The organism is Shewanella sp. HL-SH8, assembly GCF_051165765.1.
In the GTDB taxonomy this organism is placed as follows: domain Bacteria; phylum Pseudomonadota; class Gammaproteobacteria; order Enterobacterales; family Shewanellaceae; genus Shewanella; species Shewanella glacialimarina.
The window spans coordinates 908614-928331 of sequence record NZ_CP195039.1; the positions used below are offsets into that span (position 1 = coordinate 908614).

The following is a 19718-nucleotide window of genomic DNA, read 5'->3' on the forward strand; positions in this document are numbered from 1 at the left end:
TTTCGTTTTAAGGTTAATTAAGGCAAAATGCGTGAGTAAAAATTTTTTAGGAAAAATAATAATGACCCTTACATGGAAGCAACAAGCCTTGGCCGCTTTTTCTGCTGTGCCTTTTCTATTTGCCAGTACATCACCTATGGCGACCCAAATGACATCAGTTAATCATGTTCACAATGCAGTAAGTAACAGCGCTACTTTTAACACCACTTTACCGCTAAACGGTTTTAAAGGCGGCGATAGCGCATTAACTATAGAGCGCATTCACGCTTCACCTGCATTGGCAGGTTCCAGCCCTCGAGGGTTAAGTTTATCGCCAGACGGTAAACGTGTGACATACCTTGCTGGTCGAGATGATAACCAGAGTTTTTATGATCTATGGCAAATGGAGATCAGCAGTGGTGTACGCAGTCGTTTGATTGATGCGGACAAATTAGCCGCGGATGAATTATCCGATGAAGAAAAAGCCCGTCGTGAGCGTCAACGTATTTATGGTCAAGGGATCATGGAGTACTTTTGGGCTGATGATAGTCAGTCAATTTTAATTCCTGCATCTGGCCAACTGTATCTTTTTGATGTTAAAAGCAACGCAGTCACTGTACTGGATACTGGGGAAGGTTTTGTCACCGATGCCCGTCTGTCGCCTAAAGCCAATTATGTATCTTTCGTGCGCGATCAAAACCTATTTGTGCTTCATTTAACCAGTAAAAAAATTATCGCGTTGACCAAAGACGGTAAAGGGCCGATTAAAAATGCCATGGCAGAGTTTGTCGCCCAAGAAGAAATGGACAGAATGACAGGTTACTGGTGGTCACCAGATGAATCACACATTGCCTTTACCCGCATTGATGAGTCAGGTGTTGAACTTGTGACCCGCAATGAGATTTATGCCGACGGTATTAAGCTTACTGAGCAGCGTTACCCTTATGCAGGTAAGCCAAATGTGACCATTGAACTGGGCGTGGTATCCGTCACTGACATCAAAATCCAATGGATTGATTTAGGTAAAGAAACAGACATTTATTTACCGCGAGTAAAATGGTTACCAGACAGCCAACATTTATCATTTCAATGGCAAAGCCGTAATCAACAAGCGTTAGATTTACGCATTGTGGATATTAGCAAGCCAACTGACATTAAAACCATTGTTAAAGAGCGCAGTAATGCCTGGGTTAATTTAAATAATGATCTGCACTTTCTAAAACAGCAATCAGCTTTAGTTTGGGCGTCAGAACGTGATGGTTTTAACCACCTTTATTTATTTGATTTAAACGGTCAACTGATACGCCAATTAACGCAAGGAGAGTGGGTGGTTGATAGCCTTGACTATGTTGATGAAAAACAAGGTTGGTTGTATTTTTCTGGTCGCAAGGACAGTGTGGTTGAGCGTCACTTATATCGAGTTAATTTAGCTAAAGGCAGCCAAAGTATCGAGCGCATTAGTGAACGCTCTGGTATGCATCAGAGTGTATTTGCTGAAAATAAGCCAGTATATCTAGATTACTTCAGCAGTTTACAGCAGCCACCGCAAATCAGTTTACATGACGAGTCCGGCAAGCAATTATCTTGGGTTGAACAAAATGAAGTCAATGCTTCACACCCACTTTATGCACTGGCAGGCCAGTGGGCAATGCCGGAGTTTGGCCACTTAAGCGCCGATGATGGGCAAATATTACAATATCGCTTATTCAAACCTGTGCCGTTTGATGACAGTAAAAAATACCCAGTAGTGGTGCGGGTTTATGGTGGGCCACACGCCCAATTAGTGGTTAATGCATGGAGCGAGGCTGATTACTTTACCCAGTATTTATTGCAACAAGGTTATGCGGTGTTCCAATTAGATAACCGCGGCTCAGCCCATCGCGGCACAAAGTTCGAATATGTGATTTATCAAAACATGGGTGATGCAGAGGTTCGCGATCAAAAAGCCGGTGTCGATTATCTGCGTAGTTTGCCTTTCATCGATGGCGATAATGTGGCGATTTATGGTCACAGTTATGGTGGTTACATGGCGTTGATGAGCCAATTTAAAGCCCCTGATTACTTTAAGGCAGCTATTGCAGGCGCACCAGTCACTGACTGGCGCTTATACGACAGTCATTACACTGAGCGCTACATGGGTAACCCAGAGGCTAACAAGCAGGGTTATGATGCCGGCAGTGTTTTACCTTATGTGAAAAACTATCAATCTGGCCTGTTGATGTACCACGGCATGGCGGATGACAATGTGTTATTTGAAAACAGCACTCGGGTGTATAAAGCCTTGCAGGATGAAGGTAAGTTATTTCAAATGATGGATTACCCAGGTTCTAAGCATTCAATGCGTGGTGAGAAAGTGCGTAATCATTTGTATAAATCGTTAGCCGCCTTTTTGGATAGCCAATTGAAGTAAGGGCTTTTGGATTTGATGTTGTAGGAAAGCGAATGCGGTTTAGGCCTATTCGCTTTTTTTGTGTTTAAGACTTTGGCTGTACTGGTATTGGGTAGCTTGTTTCAGTGTTGAGCCTCAATTGATTAGAATGAGTTATTGAGCTTAATTTATTTACCCAATATGATAATGGTCGGTGATGTAGGTTAGTTTAAGCTGATAGATATTTAGGGAGGTTTGATGACGTCAGGGAAGAATAAGTTTTTAATCTTGGGTGCAACGTCTAGTGCGGTAGCAGCTTTAGCTCATTTAGGTTGTATCATTTTTGGTGGTGACTGGTATCGTTTTTTTGGTGCCGGTGAGCAAATGGCTAGGATGGCTGAAAATGGTGATTGGTATCCTACAGTCGTGACTTCTATTATTGTTTTAGTGTTAACTCTTTGGGCGCTATATGGTTTGTCTGGCGCTAAAGTGATACCTAAGCTGCCTTTGCTAAAGCTTGGGTTACTCGTTATCTCTTTCATTTACTTAGTTCGTGGCGTCGGATTTGCTATGATTATGCCGATGTTTCCCGAAAACAGTTTGACGTTTTGGGTTGCCAGTTCAAGTATTTGTTTAGGTATAGGTGTCCTCTATTCTGTGGGTACTTTTCAAAATTGGTTAACGCTAAGTGGAAAAGCTAATGCCTGAATAAAAAACGAGCGAAGAGAGCTCTCATTTTGCCAGTCATATTTCTACTTTATTTGCTAGTGGGTTGTCAGCTTACATAATGAGTGGTGTAGAACTACCTTATGTGTACTTTATTGATTCATTTGATATTGTAAAAATACTAACAAGAGCAGGAGTATTTTGTTTATTGTTTTATCCATTTAGTCAGTTTGTTCGTTGGCTGTATTCAGACTCGAAAGCAAGTATCAAGTCTAATAAATAAAACCAAGACCCAGAACCGGCCTGAAGATATGGCTAAATCCCCTTGATTTTAGTAGGTATAAAACGTCGTTTAAATGACCACAAATTAGATTGTTCTCTACCTAGGTAATGTTTGCTTCCGCTAATTTAAAAGCGACTTAATCAGTAAAAGTGCCTGTTACACTGTTTTAATCAAGTCGCTATTTTCGGGCTCTACTTCATTATTCAGCTAGAGTATTAAACCATTCGGCCTAATTTTCTAGCGAATAAGGTAACGGCATAATCGTTAAAGCAGATTCTTCATCACCAGCAATACGCAAAGTCGCATCTGCTTCAGTGTCATTGGCTAACACAGCCGTGAGTAATACTTGATCGCCTTGCTGAACAAACTCAATGATAGCGCCGCCACGACGATAGCCGCCTTCAAGGGCGATTTCTAATACCGTTTCTTCTGTTAACGTTTGGCTACTGGTCCCAGATAAGATATACAGTGCGCGTTTGTTACCACCACGATACTTCATACGGGCGATGGTTTCTTGGCCCATGTAACAGCCTTTAGTAAAGCTGATGCCATTAATAGACTGTACGTTACACATTTGCGGTACGTATTGATTGGCATGTACGCCAGGAATATTGGGGTAACCTGATTTAATTTCTAATGCTTGCCATGCCGCGGCGCTGTACAAGGTTTGGTTTGCATAAAGAGCTTGGGCTTTTTCTGGGCTTAACATGGCAATGAAACGCTGGCCATCTTTAAGCAGCAAACCACCATCAACCACAGTGACTTCACTGGCAGTTTCAGGGCTAACTTCGGCAAAATGTTGCTTAACAAAAACGTTAGCTTGGCTGCCTGCAATACCAATTAATTGCCAGTTAGCTGATGCATCAACTAACTCAGCCTTGCTAAATACTGAATATTTTTTTAACTGGGGTAAATCAATCGCCAATGCGCTGGTGGGCATCAGCATAAATAAACTGTCTTGTAATACAAAGGTGCGGAAACTGGCTAACATTTTACCTTTCGCATCACAGTGCGCCCCCCAGCGCCATTGGTCTGTGGCAAGTGAGGTGATGTCAGTTGTGACCTGGCCGTGAATAAAGGTGCGACCTTGCTCACCAGTGACTTCTATAAGGCCTAAATGATTCAGGTTAGCTAGCATTATGGCAGGTGTGTCTTGGGTGGGCGCCCAATCTGGTTGACTTAGTGAAAGGCTCATAGGATTTTCCTGTAATACAGCAACATAATGCCAGCAGTGTAGCCCAATCGGTGGGGACTCTAAAGAGGCAAGACAATAAAAAACGACTATCTAAATATTATAGATAGCCGTTTTATTGTTACTGTGATCTGACGCTATCGATATTAAAACAATACGCGGGTACGAATTGTTCCTTCAATCAGTTTCAGTTCACCTAAGGCTTCTTCAGCTTGATCAGAATCGACTTCCATTACCACGTAACCAATTTCAGCGGTAGTTTGCAGATACTGAGCCGCAATGTTGATACCTTTAGCCGAAAACGCTTGGTTAATTTTGATCAACACGCCAGGACGGTTGTGGTGAATGTGCAGTAAACGTGAAGCGCCAGCGTGTTGTGCTAGTGATACTTCAGGGAAGTTAACGGCAGATACCGTAGAGCCATTATCTGAATATTTAGCCAGTTTACCCGCAACTTCAATACCAATGTTTTCTTGCGCTTCAGCGGTACTGCCACCAATATGCGGTGTTAATATCACATTGTCTAGGCCGCGAAGTGGGCTAACAAATTCATCGTCATTTGATTTAGGCTCAACCGGGAACACATCAATAGCCGCGCCTGCAATGTGCTCAGACTTAACAGCCTCAGCAAGTGCATCGATATCAACCACTGTGCCGCGAGAAGCATTGATAAAGAAGCTGCCTTTGCGCATTTGGCTGAATTCTTTTTCACCAAACATATCTTTAGTTTGTGGGGTTTCAGGAACATGTAAGCTTACAACGTCAGCAATAGCGAGCAGTTTTTCTAGGCTATGAACTTGAGATGCATTGCCAAGGGGTAATTTATCTTCAATATCAAAGAAAATAACGCGCATACCTAAGGTTTCAGCCAAAATGCCTAGCTGAGTGCCAATATGGCCGTAACCAATCACACCTAAGGTTTTCCCTCTTACTTCAACACTACCGTTAGCGCTTTTTAACCAGCCGCCACGATGACATTGAGCGTTACGCTGCGGAATGCCGCGCATTAGCATGATGATCTCACCAATGACTAATTCAGCTACGCTGCGGGTGTTAGAAAATGGCGCGTTGAAAACAGGCACACCGAGTTTTTCTGCAGCAGCAAGATCAACTTGGTTGGTTCCAATACAAAAACAGCCAATGGCAACCAGCTTTTCTGCATGGCTAAGTACTTCAGCAGTTAATTGAGTGCGCGAGCGTAAACCAACGAAATGGGCATCCTTGATGGACTCCAATAACTCACTTTCGCCTAGTGAGGCTTTGTGATATTCAATGTTGGTATAGCCTGCTCTTTCTAGTACATCTACCGCACTTTGGTGGACGCCCTCCAACAGCAGGATTTTTATCTTATCCTTGTCAAGCGAATGTTTCGCCATGATATGGGTACCCTCTAATGTATAATTGCTGATTTAGTACCTAGTTAAATTAGTACTTATGCTTATAATATCAATTAGTTTATGCTTGATATCTGTTCCCAAGCGGCGTCAAGTTACTAACCTTAGAAACGGCCAATAAGGTCAATTCTACTTTGGGAATAATTTGCGACTTCCAGCGCCTAGTCAAAGTAGCACTTTTTTGGCCAGTTGTGGAGGGCTAGATGGCTAAAGTTAATATTCTAATTCTAGAACAATATCGAATAAGAGGAATTTACATTGCTGAATAAAGTTATATGGATGGTAATTTATGTCGCGGTGCTACTTTGGTCCGTGAGTGATCCCAAAGATATGTTCACTTGGTGGTTAGAAGCGATACCCGCTTTAATCGCGTTACCACTGTTATTTTTTACTCGAAGCCGCTTCCCATTAACCCCTTTGGCCTATTGGCTAATTTTATTTCATTGCATAGTATTAATGGTTGGAGCGAGATTTACCTATGCTGAAGTACCGTTATTTGACTGGTTAGCGCAAGTGATGGGCAGTGAGCGAAACAACTATGACAAAGTCGGTCATTTTGCCCAAGGTTTTGTGCCTGTTATTGTCGCCAGAGAAATAATGTTGCGTAACGGAGTACTTCAGTTGGGAGCTTGGTGCCAGTTTTTGTCGGTATGTTTTGTATTAGCGTTCTCTGCATTCTATGAACTAATAGAATGGTGGGTTGCCGCCGCAACGGGTGAAAATGCCGAAGCCTTTTTAGGCACCCAAGGCTATGTATGGGATACCCAGTCTGACATGTTTTTAGCCTTGATTGGCGGTATTTGTGGATTAGTCTTATTAACTCGTCTGCATAATCGACAAATTCAAAATTTAAATGTCGCTATTAAGCCCTAGTTAAAAACCTTATGATTTATCAGTCAAAAATACGATTAATACTTTTGGCTGATAAAATTTATTATTGTTCTAGTTAATTTCTACTACCCTTGTTACTCAGTTTATCCATTTACCTTATTCTGGGCGTTTATGAGTAATTGTATCTGGCTTCAAGGTAAGATTTAGGTATAAAATCAAACACAGGATGATGTTCAAGTATTAAGCATTTTAGCTTATTGATGATGTGGGTAAACCCTAATACTTAGGAGCACTTGAACAAAATTAAACTTTTCAGGGAGAAGAGTGATGAGTTCCAATACATATGAATTGGTTTTTCTACACCAATTATCGGCACCTTGCCATTTAGCCATTCTTGCTGAATCAATAGGCTTAAAGACACGCATTGTGAAAAATGCAGCTGAATTAGAGCTTGAGAAAAAGTCTAATAGTTTCTACCTTGTAGCCCAAAAAGGTGCAGCCCTTGATAGCAAAGGTATTCCTTTATTGGTGTCACGTATTGTTAATCACGTCCCAGTTGCCTTATATCAAGTAGAGCGTGGATCATTAGATCAAGAGTCTGCCTTATTATTGGGAGTGCGCGGATTGCTATATTCAGATCAACGTATGGATTTAATGTTAACTGGTTTACGTAAAATGGTATCTGATGAGCTTTGGTACGACAGGCCATTGATCAGTAAAATTTTCAGGCGCTTAGTTCAAAAACTTGATCATAATAATGACATTCCAGCGGATACGGTTGCTATGTTACAAATGCTGACTAACCGAGAACGGACCATTATTCAGCTAGTCTCTAGTGGTGCGAGGAATAAAGAAATTGCCCATCGCTTATGTATTAGTGAGCATACTGTAAAAGCGCATATCTCTTCTGTGTTTCGCAAAACACAATCTCGAAATAGGGTTGAATTACTACGCTGGGCACAAACTTATCAAACTCATTTTGAATTGGTAAGTTAGGACCGTTAAGGCTGCCTTTTGGCGTTTATGTAGCTGATTGAGTTTGCTGGGTTATTGAGTTGGCTTAGTTAATTTAATCGGTTAGGTGTCAGTAGGATTAATTGAGATATTGGAGTGAACTCAATGAGTAACGGTAAATAAAAGGGAGCAATATAATTGCTCCCTTTTTGCATTTTAGTGTGATTTATTACACGTTATATCTATAGTTTAGTTTTGAATGACTAACGCGCTGTTGAAATTACCTGTTTGTGAGACATTAATCGTGTTATCAAAACCAGTTTGCGAGCCTGTCACTAGGTTATCATTACCCGTTTGTGTCACCATGAAGCTGTTGTTATCACCCTCTACAGTGAAAGCTCCACTCGATTCACCACCCACCCAGTTACCATTACCTGATTGCATGATATCAACTAAGTTTTCATTGCCCATAACCAGTAAATCAACCAGGTTGAGATCACCCACTTGAGTGACATCCACTTGAGTATTAAGATCGCCTAGAACAGAGACTATGGCTTCATTATCAGTGCCATCTTGTTCAACATCCACTTTGTTATCATTGCCGAGAATATCAACATGGCCAAAGTTAATATCACCCTCTTGATCGATATCAATTAAATTATCATTACCATCTGCTAATGCTTCTATGGTGTTTTGATTTCCATCCGATGAAAGATTGAAATGGTTATCATCGCCGTAAGCACCGAATGCAGCATAGTTATTATCACCTTCCTGCTCTAGATCAGCATCATTTTGATCGCCAATAACTTCAAATTCAGTTAGGTTATTGTCACCATGTTGCTCAATATCGATAATGTTGTCAGAACCATTTACAGCCGCTACAAATGTTTCTCCAACAGTGTTGTTTTGGCCTTTTTGATCAATCTCCATATCATTATCGTTACCAGTAGTGAACTCTAGTACGGCATTATTATTGTCACCTTCTTGTTCAATATTAATATCGTTATCTGAACCTGAAAGTGAGTAAACAAAACCGGTATTTAGATTGCCAACCTGTTCAATATCAACAGTGTTGTTATTACCTAAAATGCCACGAACGGCAGCTAAGTTGCTGTCGCCTTCTTGATAAGTGGTCACATCGTTGTTATTGCCTACATTAGGAGTTAAATCTAATGCAATTAAACCTGCTTGGTTGCCGTTGCCAATTTGGGTTGTATCACCATCGTTATCATTGCCTTGAACGCGAAAGACGCCATAGTTGTTATCACCTTGCTGGCTAATTTTGCTGCTATTGTTATCGCCAAGTAATTCAACAATACTTTCATTCAATCCACCTACTTGTTCAACATCGACATTGTTGACATTACCTGTAATTTGCACATCACTTTGGTTGAAAAAACCATCTTGAGTGACTTTAGTGAAGTTCTCATCGCCTTCTAAGGCAACATTAGAAATATGCCAGTCAGCAGTTTGATTAACTTCAACTTCATTTTCATCTCCAACTGACGTCACGTAAGACTCTAACCACACACCATCTTGAGCAATGATCGCGCTTTGATCGTTACCAGTTTGACTAACATCAGATACATTTAGAGAACCTGTTTGCTCAGATTTTACATCCTGGCCAGCACCGTCTTGCATAATGCTAATGTCGCTGTTATCACTAGCAAAAGCTTGTGAAGACAGACTTGCTGCAATGGCTAAAGCTAATAAGGTTTTAGTTGTTTGCGATTTCATGTGACGCTCCCTGTTTAGTATTGTGTAATTGTGATTGCAGCACCATCTGCAATCTGTTCAATTGAGAAGTTTGCACTTCCTAGTTGATTTAGTTGTACTCGATTATCATTCCCTGTTTGAGTAATCGACGCATTATTCTGCTCGCCTGCTTGTAGCAGCTCGACTTCATTATTCACACCATATTGAGCAATATAAGCTTGATTCCCTTCACCTCGCTGCAAAATAAACGCTTGGTTGAGTTCTCCTGCCTGTATAACACTGGCTTGGTTTAGCATGCCCTGTTGGATGATATTGATCATGTCGCCACGACCATTATTTTCTAACAGCGCTTGCAATGTGATCGGTAAATTTAGATCAAGTTGATCTGATTTAACGTCTTGTGCATAAGTGGTTAGTACGAAGCTTGGCAGCAGGAGGGCGATGCACAATGTTTTTGCCATTGAAATCTGCATGATCACACTCCTTTGCATTACGTGAAACGTTTCGGCAATGACTCATTAGATAGAGCCAAATTAACTCGACTAACTTACGGGGTTAATAATTGCCTCACAATTGGACTAAAGGGTATTAATTAGCGGATGTAGAATGCAGTTTTTCTGATGGGTTATTTGTTTATTGTTGTTTATTTACAATGGTTTATTTTTAATTTTATTAAAATACATTCTAAAGGGTTAGGTTGACTGACTTAGCCGTAAAGTTGTAATTATCCAAGTCATTCTTTTCAAACTTGTGACTATGTGGCAACAATCTGTGGGTAATAAAATTGCCGGATGAATATGTCTTTCATGGGTCAGAAGACACTCTTTTGATATATTCAGCAGTACCGGTTCTGGAATCAAAAAGGATGATAGGAAACCAGTATATGTCGATTAAAATAACACCCGTAGCGTTAGCCATAGCGTCTGCAATGGCAATGACTTCCGCAGTGCCAGTGATGGCTAAGCAAGCAGTGACTTACCAGCAAGATACCATCTTGGTGGTGTATAAAGACAATGTAACTAAATTTGAACGTTCGTCAGCGCAAAAGCTTGTTGGCGCAACCATTAAAGACATCAATGCAGATGGGGTGGATGATAAATTCAGTCACCTTTTGAATGGAAAGTTGGCTCGTTTAAGTCTAAGAAATGGTGCTAATGTTGAGCAAGCGATCAAAATGATCAGCAAACATCCGGCGGTTAAATATGCCGAGCCAAACTACATTGTCCGCGCAATAGGTGTTCCCGATGACCCAAGTTTTGTTGACCTTTGGGGCTTACATAACACCGGCCAATCCGGTGGATTAGCCGGTGCCGATATTGATGCCGTGTTAGCCTGGAATACGTCAACGGGTGACCGTAATGTGGTTGTTGGCGTAATTGATACTGGGGTGGATTATAATCATCCTGATTTGCAAGCGAATATGTGGGTAAATCCTGGTGAAATCGCGGGTAATGGTATCGATGATGATGGTAATGGTGTTATTGATGATATTCACGGCTATAACGCAAATGCCAATACTGGTGATCCAATGGATGGCAATGGCCACGGTACACATGTTTCGGGCACTATTGGCGCTAAAGGTAACAATGGTGTCGGTGTCGTTGGCGTTAACTGGGATGTTAGTATTATTGGTTGTCAGTTCTTAGATGCAAGTGGTTCAGGTACAACTGCAGCCGCAATTGCCTGTATTGATTACATGACAAATCTCAAGCTAAACCATGGTGTCGATGTTAAAGCGACAAACAATTCATGGGGCGGTGGTGGCTTTAGCCAAGCGCTTAAAGATTCTATAGATTCAGCAGGTGATGCAGGAATTTTGTTCTTAGCAGCAGCGGGTAATGACGCATACGATAATGATGTTACACCTAGTTATCCAGCAAGTTACGATTCAGATGCCATAATGGCCATCGCCAGTACTGATCGCAATGACAATATGTCAGGCTTTTCTCAATGGGGTTTAACCAGCGTTGATATGGGCGCTCCTGGTTCGGCTATCTTGTCCACAGTACCTGGTGGCAGTTATGATACTTATTCTGGTACATCAATGGCAACGCCCCATGTTACAGGTGCGGCGGCTTTGGTGTGGTCACTTAATCCAGATCTTAGCGCCGAAGAAATGAAAGAGTTACTGATGGCATCGGGTGATTCTAATGCGTCATTAACAGGACTAACAGTAGCTGGTACGCGTTTAAATGTGGCATCAGCCCTTGACCAAGCAAACCCAGCACCAGGTTATCGCTTTACTGCCTCACCCGCATTACAAGAAGTGGAGGCGGGCAGTGCAGTAAGTTATGATTTTAGTCTAGGCAGCGTAGCTGGTTGGAATGGCAATGTCGCATTGACGGTTGATGTATCACCTAGCTTAAATGGCGTGAGCTTATCAAGCGCATCAGTTGGTGCTGGTGATGACTTTACTGTTGATGTAGTAACTGAAGCAAATGCAGCCTGGGGTGATTACGTTATTACGGTAACAGGAGATGATGGTGCAACTGTTAAAACCAAATCAGTAGCACTAGCCGTTTATCCACAAGGGCTGAGTGATTTCCCTTATAGCAATAATTCTCCAGTGGATATTCCTGATAACAATGCCGTAGGTATTAGTAGCACAATTAATGTTGCTGATGATATTGCAGTTTTTGGATTAGCGGCAAATGTTGATATCTCTCATACTTGGATAGGCGATTTAATTGTTACTTTAACATCGCCCAACGGGACTGAAGCTGTTCTGCATAATCGTGATGGCGGCAGTGCTGATAATATTGTTAAATCATGGGATTTAAGTGCATTTAACGGTGAAATGGCCATGGGCGATTGGACATTATCTGTGTCTGATAATGTTGGCGCAGATACGGGGACACTGAATAGTTGGGGGCTCACCATTTCGGGTGTAGGTGACTCAGCTCCAGCTGCCCCTGTTGCAGGATTTGAATATGTGATTGATGGATTAAATGTCAGCTTTACTGACACGAGTTCAGATGCCAATAATGACATAACTACCTATTCCTGGGACTTTGGTGACGGTTCAATCTCAGCTGATGCAAATCCTGTGTACAGCTATGCCGCAGCAGGTGTTTACACAGTGAGCTTGACGGTAACTGATGCTGAAGGAAATACTAACGCCACCATGATGGATGTCGAAGTGTTTGCACACAGTATTGAAGCCTATGTTTCTCGGGTATTAGTCTCACGCCGTGGTAGTGCACTTGTTGACCTGAGTTGGGACGGGGCTGTTGGTGGAACTGTCGATGTGTATCGTGATGATGAGATGATTACTACCACAGATAACGATGGGCGTTACCGTGACCGTTTCAGTACAACGGCAAGCTCGGTAACATACAAAATCTGTCAAGCATCGAGCACCTTGTGTTCAGATTCTTTTGTAGCACAGTTTTAAGTGATAAAAAATTGAGTTAACTTACTTAATGTAAGAGATAATTAGGGAGCATTTCTGCTCCCTTTTTTATTGCGAGTAATACAGTATATGAATTATAAAGCGCAATTTACCAGTTAATTATTTCTTCTGATACCATCTCACAGTACACTGGAAAAACAATTGTTAACTGGATGTATTCAATGAGTATTTGGTTTAGAGAAGTAACACTTGCAGATTGCGAGCGCTTAGATGCAGGGATGAATGGCAAAGGCACACTGATGCAAACCCTAGGGATTAAAATTACCGAAATTGGTGATGACTATCTTAAGGCCACTATGCCCGCCGACCCTAGTGTACACAACCCACTTGGTATAGTGCATGGTGGTGCAAACATCGCGCTTGCTGAAACCGTTGCCAGTTATGCAGCAAACTTTGTTGTTGATTTCACCAAGTTCTATTGTGTTGGCCAGGAAATTAACGCAAACCATTTAAAAGCCTCTCGCAATGGCACATTAACTGCCACAGCAAAGCCAGTTCATATAGGCAAACGCAGTTCAGTGTGGGAAATTTTAATCCATAACAGTGCTAATGATTTATGTTGTATCTCACGGATGACAGCTGCGGTTGTTGAACGTTAGACCTCATCATATTGAGCTAAAATCTATAGGTATGTTGAGATGAATTTTAGCATGGAAGATCCACAGACCCAGACTATACTCAATAAAACAGCGTGATAGGGGAATAAATATGGATACAGCAACAGTTTGGGAATGGGTGGGGTATCTTGCTTCGGTAGTGGTGGCGATATCCTTAATGATGGCGAATATAAAAAAACTTCGCTGGTGGAACTTAGTCGGCGCAGCGTTATTTGTTGCCTATGGTTTAGCGATTGATGCTATTCCAGTCGCGTTAGTGAATTTTTTCATTGTGTTAATTGATGCTTATTATTTAGTAAAATTGTATCGCGAGCCTGCAGCGGAACCATCTTCAGAATAACCTTGTTATTTTGCGACAACGCCGAAGCATGCTTCGGCTTTTTATTGCATTTTTAATCGGTTCTTACTTTCTTATATACTCTCCTGATTATCATAATCGATTGTTACTATCTATTTTAATCGTTTTTATTGTTTACTATTATTCTATATTATCGCTTTATACGATAACGACAGCCGAGGGAAACACAATGGCAACCGTTTACGACTTAATCGAACAGTGGTTACTTGAAAGTAATTAGGGGAATATAAATGAGCAATGTAAATTATTTAACCAGTCAAAATGGTGCACCAATAGCGGATGATCAAAACTCTCTTTCAGCAGGTGAAAGGGGGCCTCTTTTACTGCAAGATTGGCATTTGATTGAAAAGCTGGCGCACTTTAATCGCGAGCGTATTCCTGAGCGTATCGTACATGCTAAAGGTACAGGTGTTTATGGCGTTTTTACGCTGACTAAAGATTTAAGTGACTACACCATAGCAGATCATTTTAACGGTGTGGGTAAGCAAACAGAAACTTTTGTGCGCTTCTCTACCGTAGGTGGCGAAATGGGATCAGCAGATGCAGAACGTGATCCTCGCGGTTTTGGATTACGTTTTTATACCGCCCGTGGTAATCATGACATTGTGGGCAATAATACCCCGACATTCTTTCTACGTGATGGTATTAAGTTTCCTGATTTTATCCACACTCAAAAACGTCACCCACAAACTAACCTAAAAGATCCACAAGCCATGTGGGATTTTTGGGCGCAAAACCCAGAAGCCCTGCATCAAGTCACCATATTAATGTCTGATCGAGGCATTCCTGCAAATTACCGTCAAATGCACGGCTATGGGTCACACACATTTTCACTTTGGAATGCCAAAGGTGAGCGCTTTTGGGTTAAGTTTCACTTCAAGTCTCAACAAGGCGTAGTTAATTTAACCAATGAGCAAGCAGATAAGCTAAAGGGAATAGATCCTGATTCTTCACAACGTGACATGGTAGCCGCGCTCGCTGACAAAAACTTCCCTAAATGGGCGGTTAATGTGCAAATTATGCCAGAGGCAGAAGCCAATACTTATGCTATTAACCCGTTTGATTTAACCAAAGTATGGCCGCACTCTGATTATCCATTGATTGAAATAGGTGAACTTGAGCTGAACCGCATGCCAGAAAACTACTTTGCCGAAGTGGAACAAGTGGCACTATCGCCAAGTAACTTAGTGCCTGGTGTAGGCGCATCGCCAGATAAGATGTTGCAAGCGCGCTTGTTTGCCTATGCCGATGCCCAACGTTATCGCATAGGGGCAAACTATAATCAGTTACCGGTTAACTGTCCGCATGCAGCTAAAGCCAACCATCATCAACGTGGTGGGGCAATGGCGGGAACTCAATGTCCATTTAATGGTAGTCAAACCGGTGGTGATGCGAGCGCTAACTATGGTCCGAACACTTCAACAACACCATTGCAGGAAGTGACTAATTTTGCCGAGCCACCACTGCGTTTAGACGGAGAAGCTGCACGCTATAGTCGTTACAATCAAGATGACTTTAGCCAGGCGGGTAATTTGTATCGCATGTTCTCAGCGGATGAAAAACAACGCTTAATTGACACGATTAGCGGATCGCTTATTCAAGCAAGCCTCGATGTGCAGCAAAAAATGGTCGCACATTTTAGCCAAGCAGATGATAATTATGGCCAGCGCATTGCAAAGGCATTAGGCTTATAGCAAACCCGTTAAGTTAGTGCTGATGGCATTTATATTGGTACATAAAAAGGACTGAAATTATTCAGTCCTTTTTAGCGTGTGCGGTTTGTTATTCATGCAACTAGGTTGTGCAAAGCTTGCACCCTTAGATATTAAATTCATTATTGCTATTAAAGTTAAGGATAACCCATGAATCTTCGCGTAGTCGCTACAATTCTGTTCAGTGTTTTGTTATTACTAAGTGGTTACAGCTATAGCAATACCTCCCTGTTACAAGGCGATAATCTTTCTAAAGATGCAAGCATTAAAACAGTACCAAAACTACAAGATATCAATACCTTAATCCAAGCCGCTATAAATGATTCATTGCAGCCATTCAGTGGCAGCGTTATGTTACTCGAAAATGGGATACCACTTTTCGAACTGCAAAAAGGTGAAGGCATTCATCAAGCGTCAAGCTTCGTCATGGCATCACTCTCTAAACAAATCACCGCAACTTTGGTATTACAAGCTGTTGATGCTGGCAAGCTCGGCTTAAATCACTCACTTAATCGTTATCTTTTTGACCATGTAACACTGGATAAAAGAAAGCTTCAACATGGCATTGAGACGAATTCCGATAAAAGTGCATCTTCATTTCTTCCCAACCAATATGATGAAAGAATTACCATACACCATCTGCTTAGCCACACATCGGGAGTGGATGAACTCGGCAAGCCCAATCGATTTGAGCCAGGGAGCCAATTTGAATACTCCAACTTTGGTTATGCGCTTTTAGGTCAACTGCTCGAAAAGGTAAATCAACAATCATTTGCTATGCAGATTGCTCAATTTTCACAGGTTAATAAGCTCAACGGACTTTATGCGAAAGTAGGCAGTATTGAAACCATTCGACAAAACCTGGCTTCGCTGGCTATAGGCTTGAATGAATCGGATGTTCTTGCGCCTGCAAATCTGGTTATTGACGCATCATTACTTCCCGCTGGAGGATTGATTGCATCTGTTGCGGCGTTTGCCGAATTTCAGCATCAATTACACTCAGGAAAACTTATCAGCCCTAAAAGCTATGAACTTATGACACGCTCTCATACCCGTATTAAATTTTTATGGCCGAATATGAGTTACGGCTATGGGCTTAGAATCAATACAGAAGATGGCATCACAGAATACAGCCATACAGGCTATTTACCTGGATATATGTCTATGTCACTTCATTACCCTGAATTTAATCTTGATCTGGTTATGTTAGAAAACCTATCCTTAAATCTAAATGATCTTAGTCGCGTTTTTGAACTTCACACCCAGATACGCCAAGCCATTCGGAGCAATTTATTGCTCACCAAAAAGTCACATCTAATGTGAACTGAGTCAGTTTAGCGATTTAATATGTTCTGCAGCCGTATCCATGCCGTTCTTATGTCACTTTGGTTGCATTCCAACAAGCCCCTTGGCCGAGTTTTAGTGTTAAACATTGCTACCCCTAAACCGATTGTTTTGGTATTAAATTGGTTTAAATTTATGCACTTAGATTCTTTAGAGCGCTGTTGCTTTGAAGACGGCCGATACTATAGATGATTAATATTACCAATTGGTAGTGCCAAAATTTCCATTTTATGGTGAGTGTGATTAGTGTGATTAGTGTGATTGTTGCAATTGGTATTTAGCGAGCAGAACGAGGAAACAAGCAGTACTGGATATACCACCAACTTTGTAGGATAAATATTAAATACTCAACTATGCTTTAGTGACTCTTGCTAATAATGGTAATTGATTTCAGGCGCTATACTTTAAGCAGAATAAGGATATTTAGCGTTTTACCCGCACCGAGGTGATATGCAGCTTTTATTATTTTTTCATTTGGTCAAAGGATTGCTAGCGCGATTATTGTTGGTATTATCAGTCGTTTGTTTATTGAGCTTATTCTCAGCCACAACAGCATTTGCTAAACAAACAAAATCACAATCATCTACTGTATTAAAATTTTGTATCGAAGATACTGAATTTCCACCTTTTAATTATTTTATTCGAGAAAATGGCAAACCTACCTCCGTTAGTGATGGTTATGATGTTGAGTTATTGGCTTTAGTTTTTTCCTCAACAGCTTTTGAATATGAAATTCAGGTACGTCCTTGGGTGCGATGCTTGCATTCTTTGCGTAATGGTTCGATTGATGCAGCCATGAGTGCATCGCTCAATGCCAAACGAGAAATCGATTTTCGTGCCTCCGAAGCCTATTATTATCTCACGCCAAGCTACTTTTACCTTAAAAGTAGCTTTATTTCAGAACCTATCATTGAAAAATTGGAAGACCTGTCGAAGTACGGTCAGGTATGTGGAATAAAGGGCTTTAATTATGTACAGTTTGGCTGGCCGCCACACTTAGGCCTAATAGAGACTCCCTACATGAGCCATTTGTCAGACATGCTCAAGAAAAATCGCTGTAAATTCTTTCTTGACCGTAAGGAGGCATTTTATGGCACCTTAGCCCTGAAACAACATGATCTTATGCCGCCAGACTTGGTATCTAGGCCAACACCCAACAATGTAAAAGAAAGTTTTCATATGCTGGTATCAAGAAAGTCATTACATCAAGACATGATCCTTAGCCTTTTTAATGCCTCAGTGCGTAAAATGGAAAGCAGTGGCGAATTGGCTAAATTACTCAACAAGCATCAACAAAAGATCGGTGCTAATCGGTATGCCGAGGAATAATCTCAATCATGGTTTTTTTACATTAATGGTCGGGTGATTTTAATTAGTTGGGCTGTTAATCAAGAAAAAACTCTCTAATAGCGGCTTCTTCTTCCATAGCATCCTGATAGCCTTTGCTAATCAGTTCGCTACAAAATCCGGGTTCAAACAGCAAGTAACTGGCAAAACTAGCGCCGCCTCCCTTACCCGTCGCGCCTGTGGTTTTCATCAAGGATCGCATGGCAAATGGCATGGTGTGCACGTGCTTAGCGGCGACTTTATCGAATTCCACTCTAGGATTTAGCGCTAACAAATTAACTGCCCGAACTTCACCTTGTTCAGTATAGGCTACTTGATTTTGAGTGATTCGAATCAGATCGTTCATTCTTAGCATGATATCCACATCATGCTCTAAGCTATCGACAAAGGCGCTATTAAATAAGTGCCCTACCATTTGTGCAAGCGAAGGCGAATGGGTGGTGGTTTCACGTTTGGGAATAACTCCCGCGTTACCACTGACCCCTATGACCAAGATTTTATCTGCACCAAATTTAAGTGCAGGACTCAGTGGCGCTAGTTGTCTTAAGGCACCATCGCCAAAATATTCTCGGCTAACCTTTTCAGCGGGAAATATTGTAGGAATGGCAGATGAAGCCATAAGATGTTGAACTGCTAATCGTGTTGGCACCCCCACTCTGCGGCCTTTGCGCCAGCCTTTGATGTCTGATTTACCTTGGAAAAAACTGACCGACTCTCCTGATGTGTATCCTGTGGCGTTAATAGCGACAGCATCCAAATAGCCGGCATCAATGCGTTTTTGTATATTTTTAAATTGTATGGTGTGCGCGAGTAGGGCTCTTAATGGATCATTATTTAAAAAAGCCAACGGACGATTCATGCCAATGCCTTGATTTAGCATGGACGATAATAGGGTGCCGCCACTTTTGAGCAGATCCCATGCCCCCGCTTTATAAACCCGATCTACTGTGATGTGCTGCCAAAAATATTCAACCTTTTTGACCGCAAGACGAAAATTGTTAGCTGAAGCCGCCAGACCTACGGCATTAATTGCACCCGATGACGTCCCGCTAATAATTGAGAAAGGGTTGTGCGCATTTTTGTTGTGTAAATCAGCTATCGCCTTAAGTACACCGACCTGATAAGCACCTCTAGCACCGCCACCGGATAACACTAAGGCTCGTTTGGTCATAGTAAGATCTCTTTTGAGTTATTATCTTCATGAAATGGTTATTACATGTGCTTATTAATAGTCATGTCCCATATGACCTAGATTCACCTAGTTATCCGTTCTAGTACCTTGTAAGCATAGAACAAGTTACAGGTTATATAAGATTGTTTGCATAATTTTAACAATAAAATATGCTGATTAAATCGGCGCCTTATCATGTATTTTGTCTTATTGATTTAAAGCACGTTGTTGGCATTGAGGTCGCTGGTTTTTTAGCTGGCAGCTTGCTGCTGATAGATTAAGTGGTTAAATGTGTTTTGGACTTGGTTCTGGGGAAATGATTTAACTTACTCAGACAAATATCATCAAGAGGAGAGTGGTATTCGCTAGATGGT

Annotated in this window: 15 protein-coding genes; 10 read left to right on the forward strand and 5 right to left on the reverse strand. The window is 41.5% G+C overall.

Annotated elements, in window-relative coordinates; all coding sequences use genetic code 11:
- Positions 1-61: 61 nt before the first annotated feature.
- Positions 62-2389 carry a S9 family peptidase gene (locus tag ACRWQN_RS04150; protein WP_434939862.1) on the forward strand — a complete coding sequence of 776 codons (2328 nt, stop codon included), beginning with the start codon at positions 62-64 and terminating at the stop codon, positions 2387-2389.
- A gap of 216 nt (positions 2390-2605) precedes the next feature.
- Positions 2606-3055, forward strand: coding sequence for a hypothetical protein (locus tag ACRWQN_RS04155; protein WP_434939863.1), 450 nt, complete (start codon positions 2606-2608; stop codon positions 3053-3055).
- A gap of 470 nt (positions 3056-3525) precedes the next feature.
- Here ACRWQN_RS04155 and ygfZ read toward each other — a convergent pair whose 3' ends face one another.
- Both ygfZ and serA read right to left on the reverse strand, forming a co-directional pair.
- Positions 3526-4491, reverse strand: coding sequence for a tRNA-modifying protein YgfZ (gene ygfZ, locus ACRWQN_RS04160; protein WP_434939864.1), 966 nt, complete (start codon positions 4489-4491; stop codon positions 3526-3528).
- 143 nt (positions 4492-4634) lie between these two features.
- Positions 4635-5864 carry a phosphoglycerate dehydrogenase gene (gene serA, locus ACRWQN_RS04165; protein ID WP_434939865.1) on the reverse strand — a complete coding sequence of 410 codons (1230 nt, stop codon included), beginning with the start codon at positions 5862-5864 and terminating at the stop codon, positions 4635-4637.
- A 297-nt stretch (positions 5865-6161) separates the two neighbouring features.
- On the opposite strand from serA, the gene ACRWQN_RS04170 reads away from it, so the two are divergent.
- A complete protein-coding gene (locus tag ACRWQN_RS04170; protein WP_434940592.1) occupies positions 6162-6755 on the forward strand; it encodes a DUF2238 domain-containing protein in 594 nt (197 codons plus the stop codon).
- A 285-nt stretch (positions 6756-7040) separates the two neighbouring features.
- A complete protein-coding gene (locus ACRWQN_RS04175; protein WP_434939866.1) occupies positions 7041-7709 on the forward strand; it encodes a response regulator transcription factor in 669 nt (222 codons plus the stop codon).
- 207 nt (positions 7710-7916) lie between these two features.
- Here ACRWQN_RS04175 and ACRWQN_RS04180 read toward each other — a convergent pair whose 3' ends face one another.
- Together ACRWQN_RS04180 and ACRWQN_RS04185 are read right to left on the reverse strand one after the other, a co-directional pair.
- On the reverse strand, positions 7917-9404 hold the full coding sequence (locus tag ACRWQN_RS04180; protein WP_434939867.1) for a curlin: 1488 nt from the start codon (positions 9402-9404) through the stop codon (positions 7917-7919).
- A 14-nt stretch (positions 9405-9418) separates the two neighbouring features.
- Entirely contained in the window at positions 9419-9856 is a 438-nt protein-coding gene (locus ACRWQN_RS04185; protein ID WP_434939868.1) for a curlin, read from the reverse strand.
- A 410-nt stretch (positions 9857-10266) separates the two neighbouring features.
- On the opposite strand from ACRWQN_RS04185, the gene ACRWQN_RS04190 reads away from it, so the two are divergent.
- The 6 genes from ACRWQN_RS04190 to ACRWQN_RS04215 all read left to right on the forward strand — a co-directional run bounded on the left by ACRWQN_RS04190 (position 10267) and on the right by ACRWQN_RS04215 (position 18155).
- Complete coding sequence (locus ACRWQN_RS04190; RefSeq protein ID WP_434939869.1) at positions 10267-12777, forward strand: S8 family serine peptidase; 2511 nt, start codon at positions 10267-10269, stop codon at positions 12775-12777.
- Between the two features lie 179 nt (positions 12778-12956).
- Positions 12957-13394 carry a PaaI family thioesterase gene (locus ACRWQN_RS04195; RefSeq protein WP_226411349.1) on the forward strand — a complete coding sequence of 146 codons (438 nt, stop codon included), beginning with the start codon at positions 12957-12959 and terminating at the stop codon, positions 13392-13394.
- Positions 13395-13503: 109 nt separating this feature from the next.
- Complete coding sequence (locus tag ACRWQN_RS04200) at positions 13504-13752, forward strand: YgjV family protein (RefSeq protein WP_226411347.1); 249 nt, start codon at positions 13504-13506, stop codon at positions 13750-13752.
- Positions 13753-14000: 248 nt separating this feature from the next.
- Positions 14001-15464 carry a catalase KatB gene (gene katB / locus ACRWQN_RS04205; protein WP_434939870.1) on the forward strand — a complete coding sequence of 488 codons (1464 nt, stop codon included), beginning with the start codon at positions 14001-14003 and terminating at the stop codon, positions 15462-15464.
- Between the two features lie 168 nt (positions 15465-15632).
- A complete protein-coding gene (locus tag ACRWQN_RS04210) occupies positions 15633-16805 on the forward strand; it encodes a serine hydrolase domain-containing protein (protein WP_434939871.1) in 1173 nt (390 codons plus the stop codon).
- Positions 16806-17276: 471 nt separating this feature from the next.
- The gene (locus ACRWQN_RS04215; protein ID WP_434939872.1) at positions 17277-18155 is read left to right on the forward strand and encodes a substrate-binding periplasmic protein; all 879 of its coding nucleotides are present in this window, start codon (positions 17277-17279) and stop codon (positions 18153-18155) included.
- A 55-nt stretch (positions 18156-18210) separates the two neighbouring features.
- Here ACRWQN_RS04215 and ACRWQN_RS04220 read toward each other — a convergent pair whose 3' ends face one another.
- Positions 18211-19344: a patatin-like phospholipase family protein gene (locus ACRWQN_RS04220; RefSeq protein ID WP_434930557.1), complete on the reverse strand. Its 1134-nt coding sequence runs from the start codon at positions 19342-19344 to the stop codon at positions 18211-18213.
- Between the last annotated feature and the right edge of the window lie 374 nt (positions 19345-19718).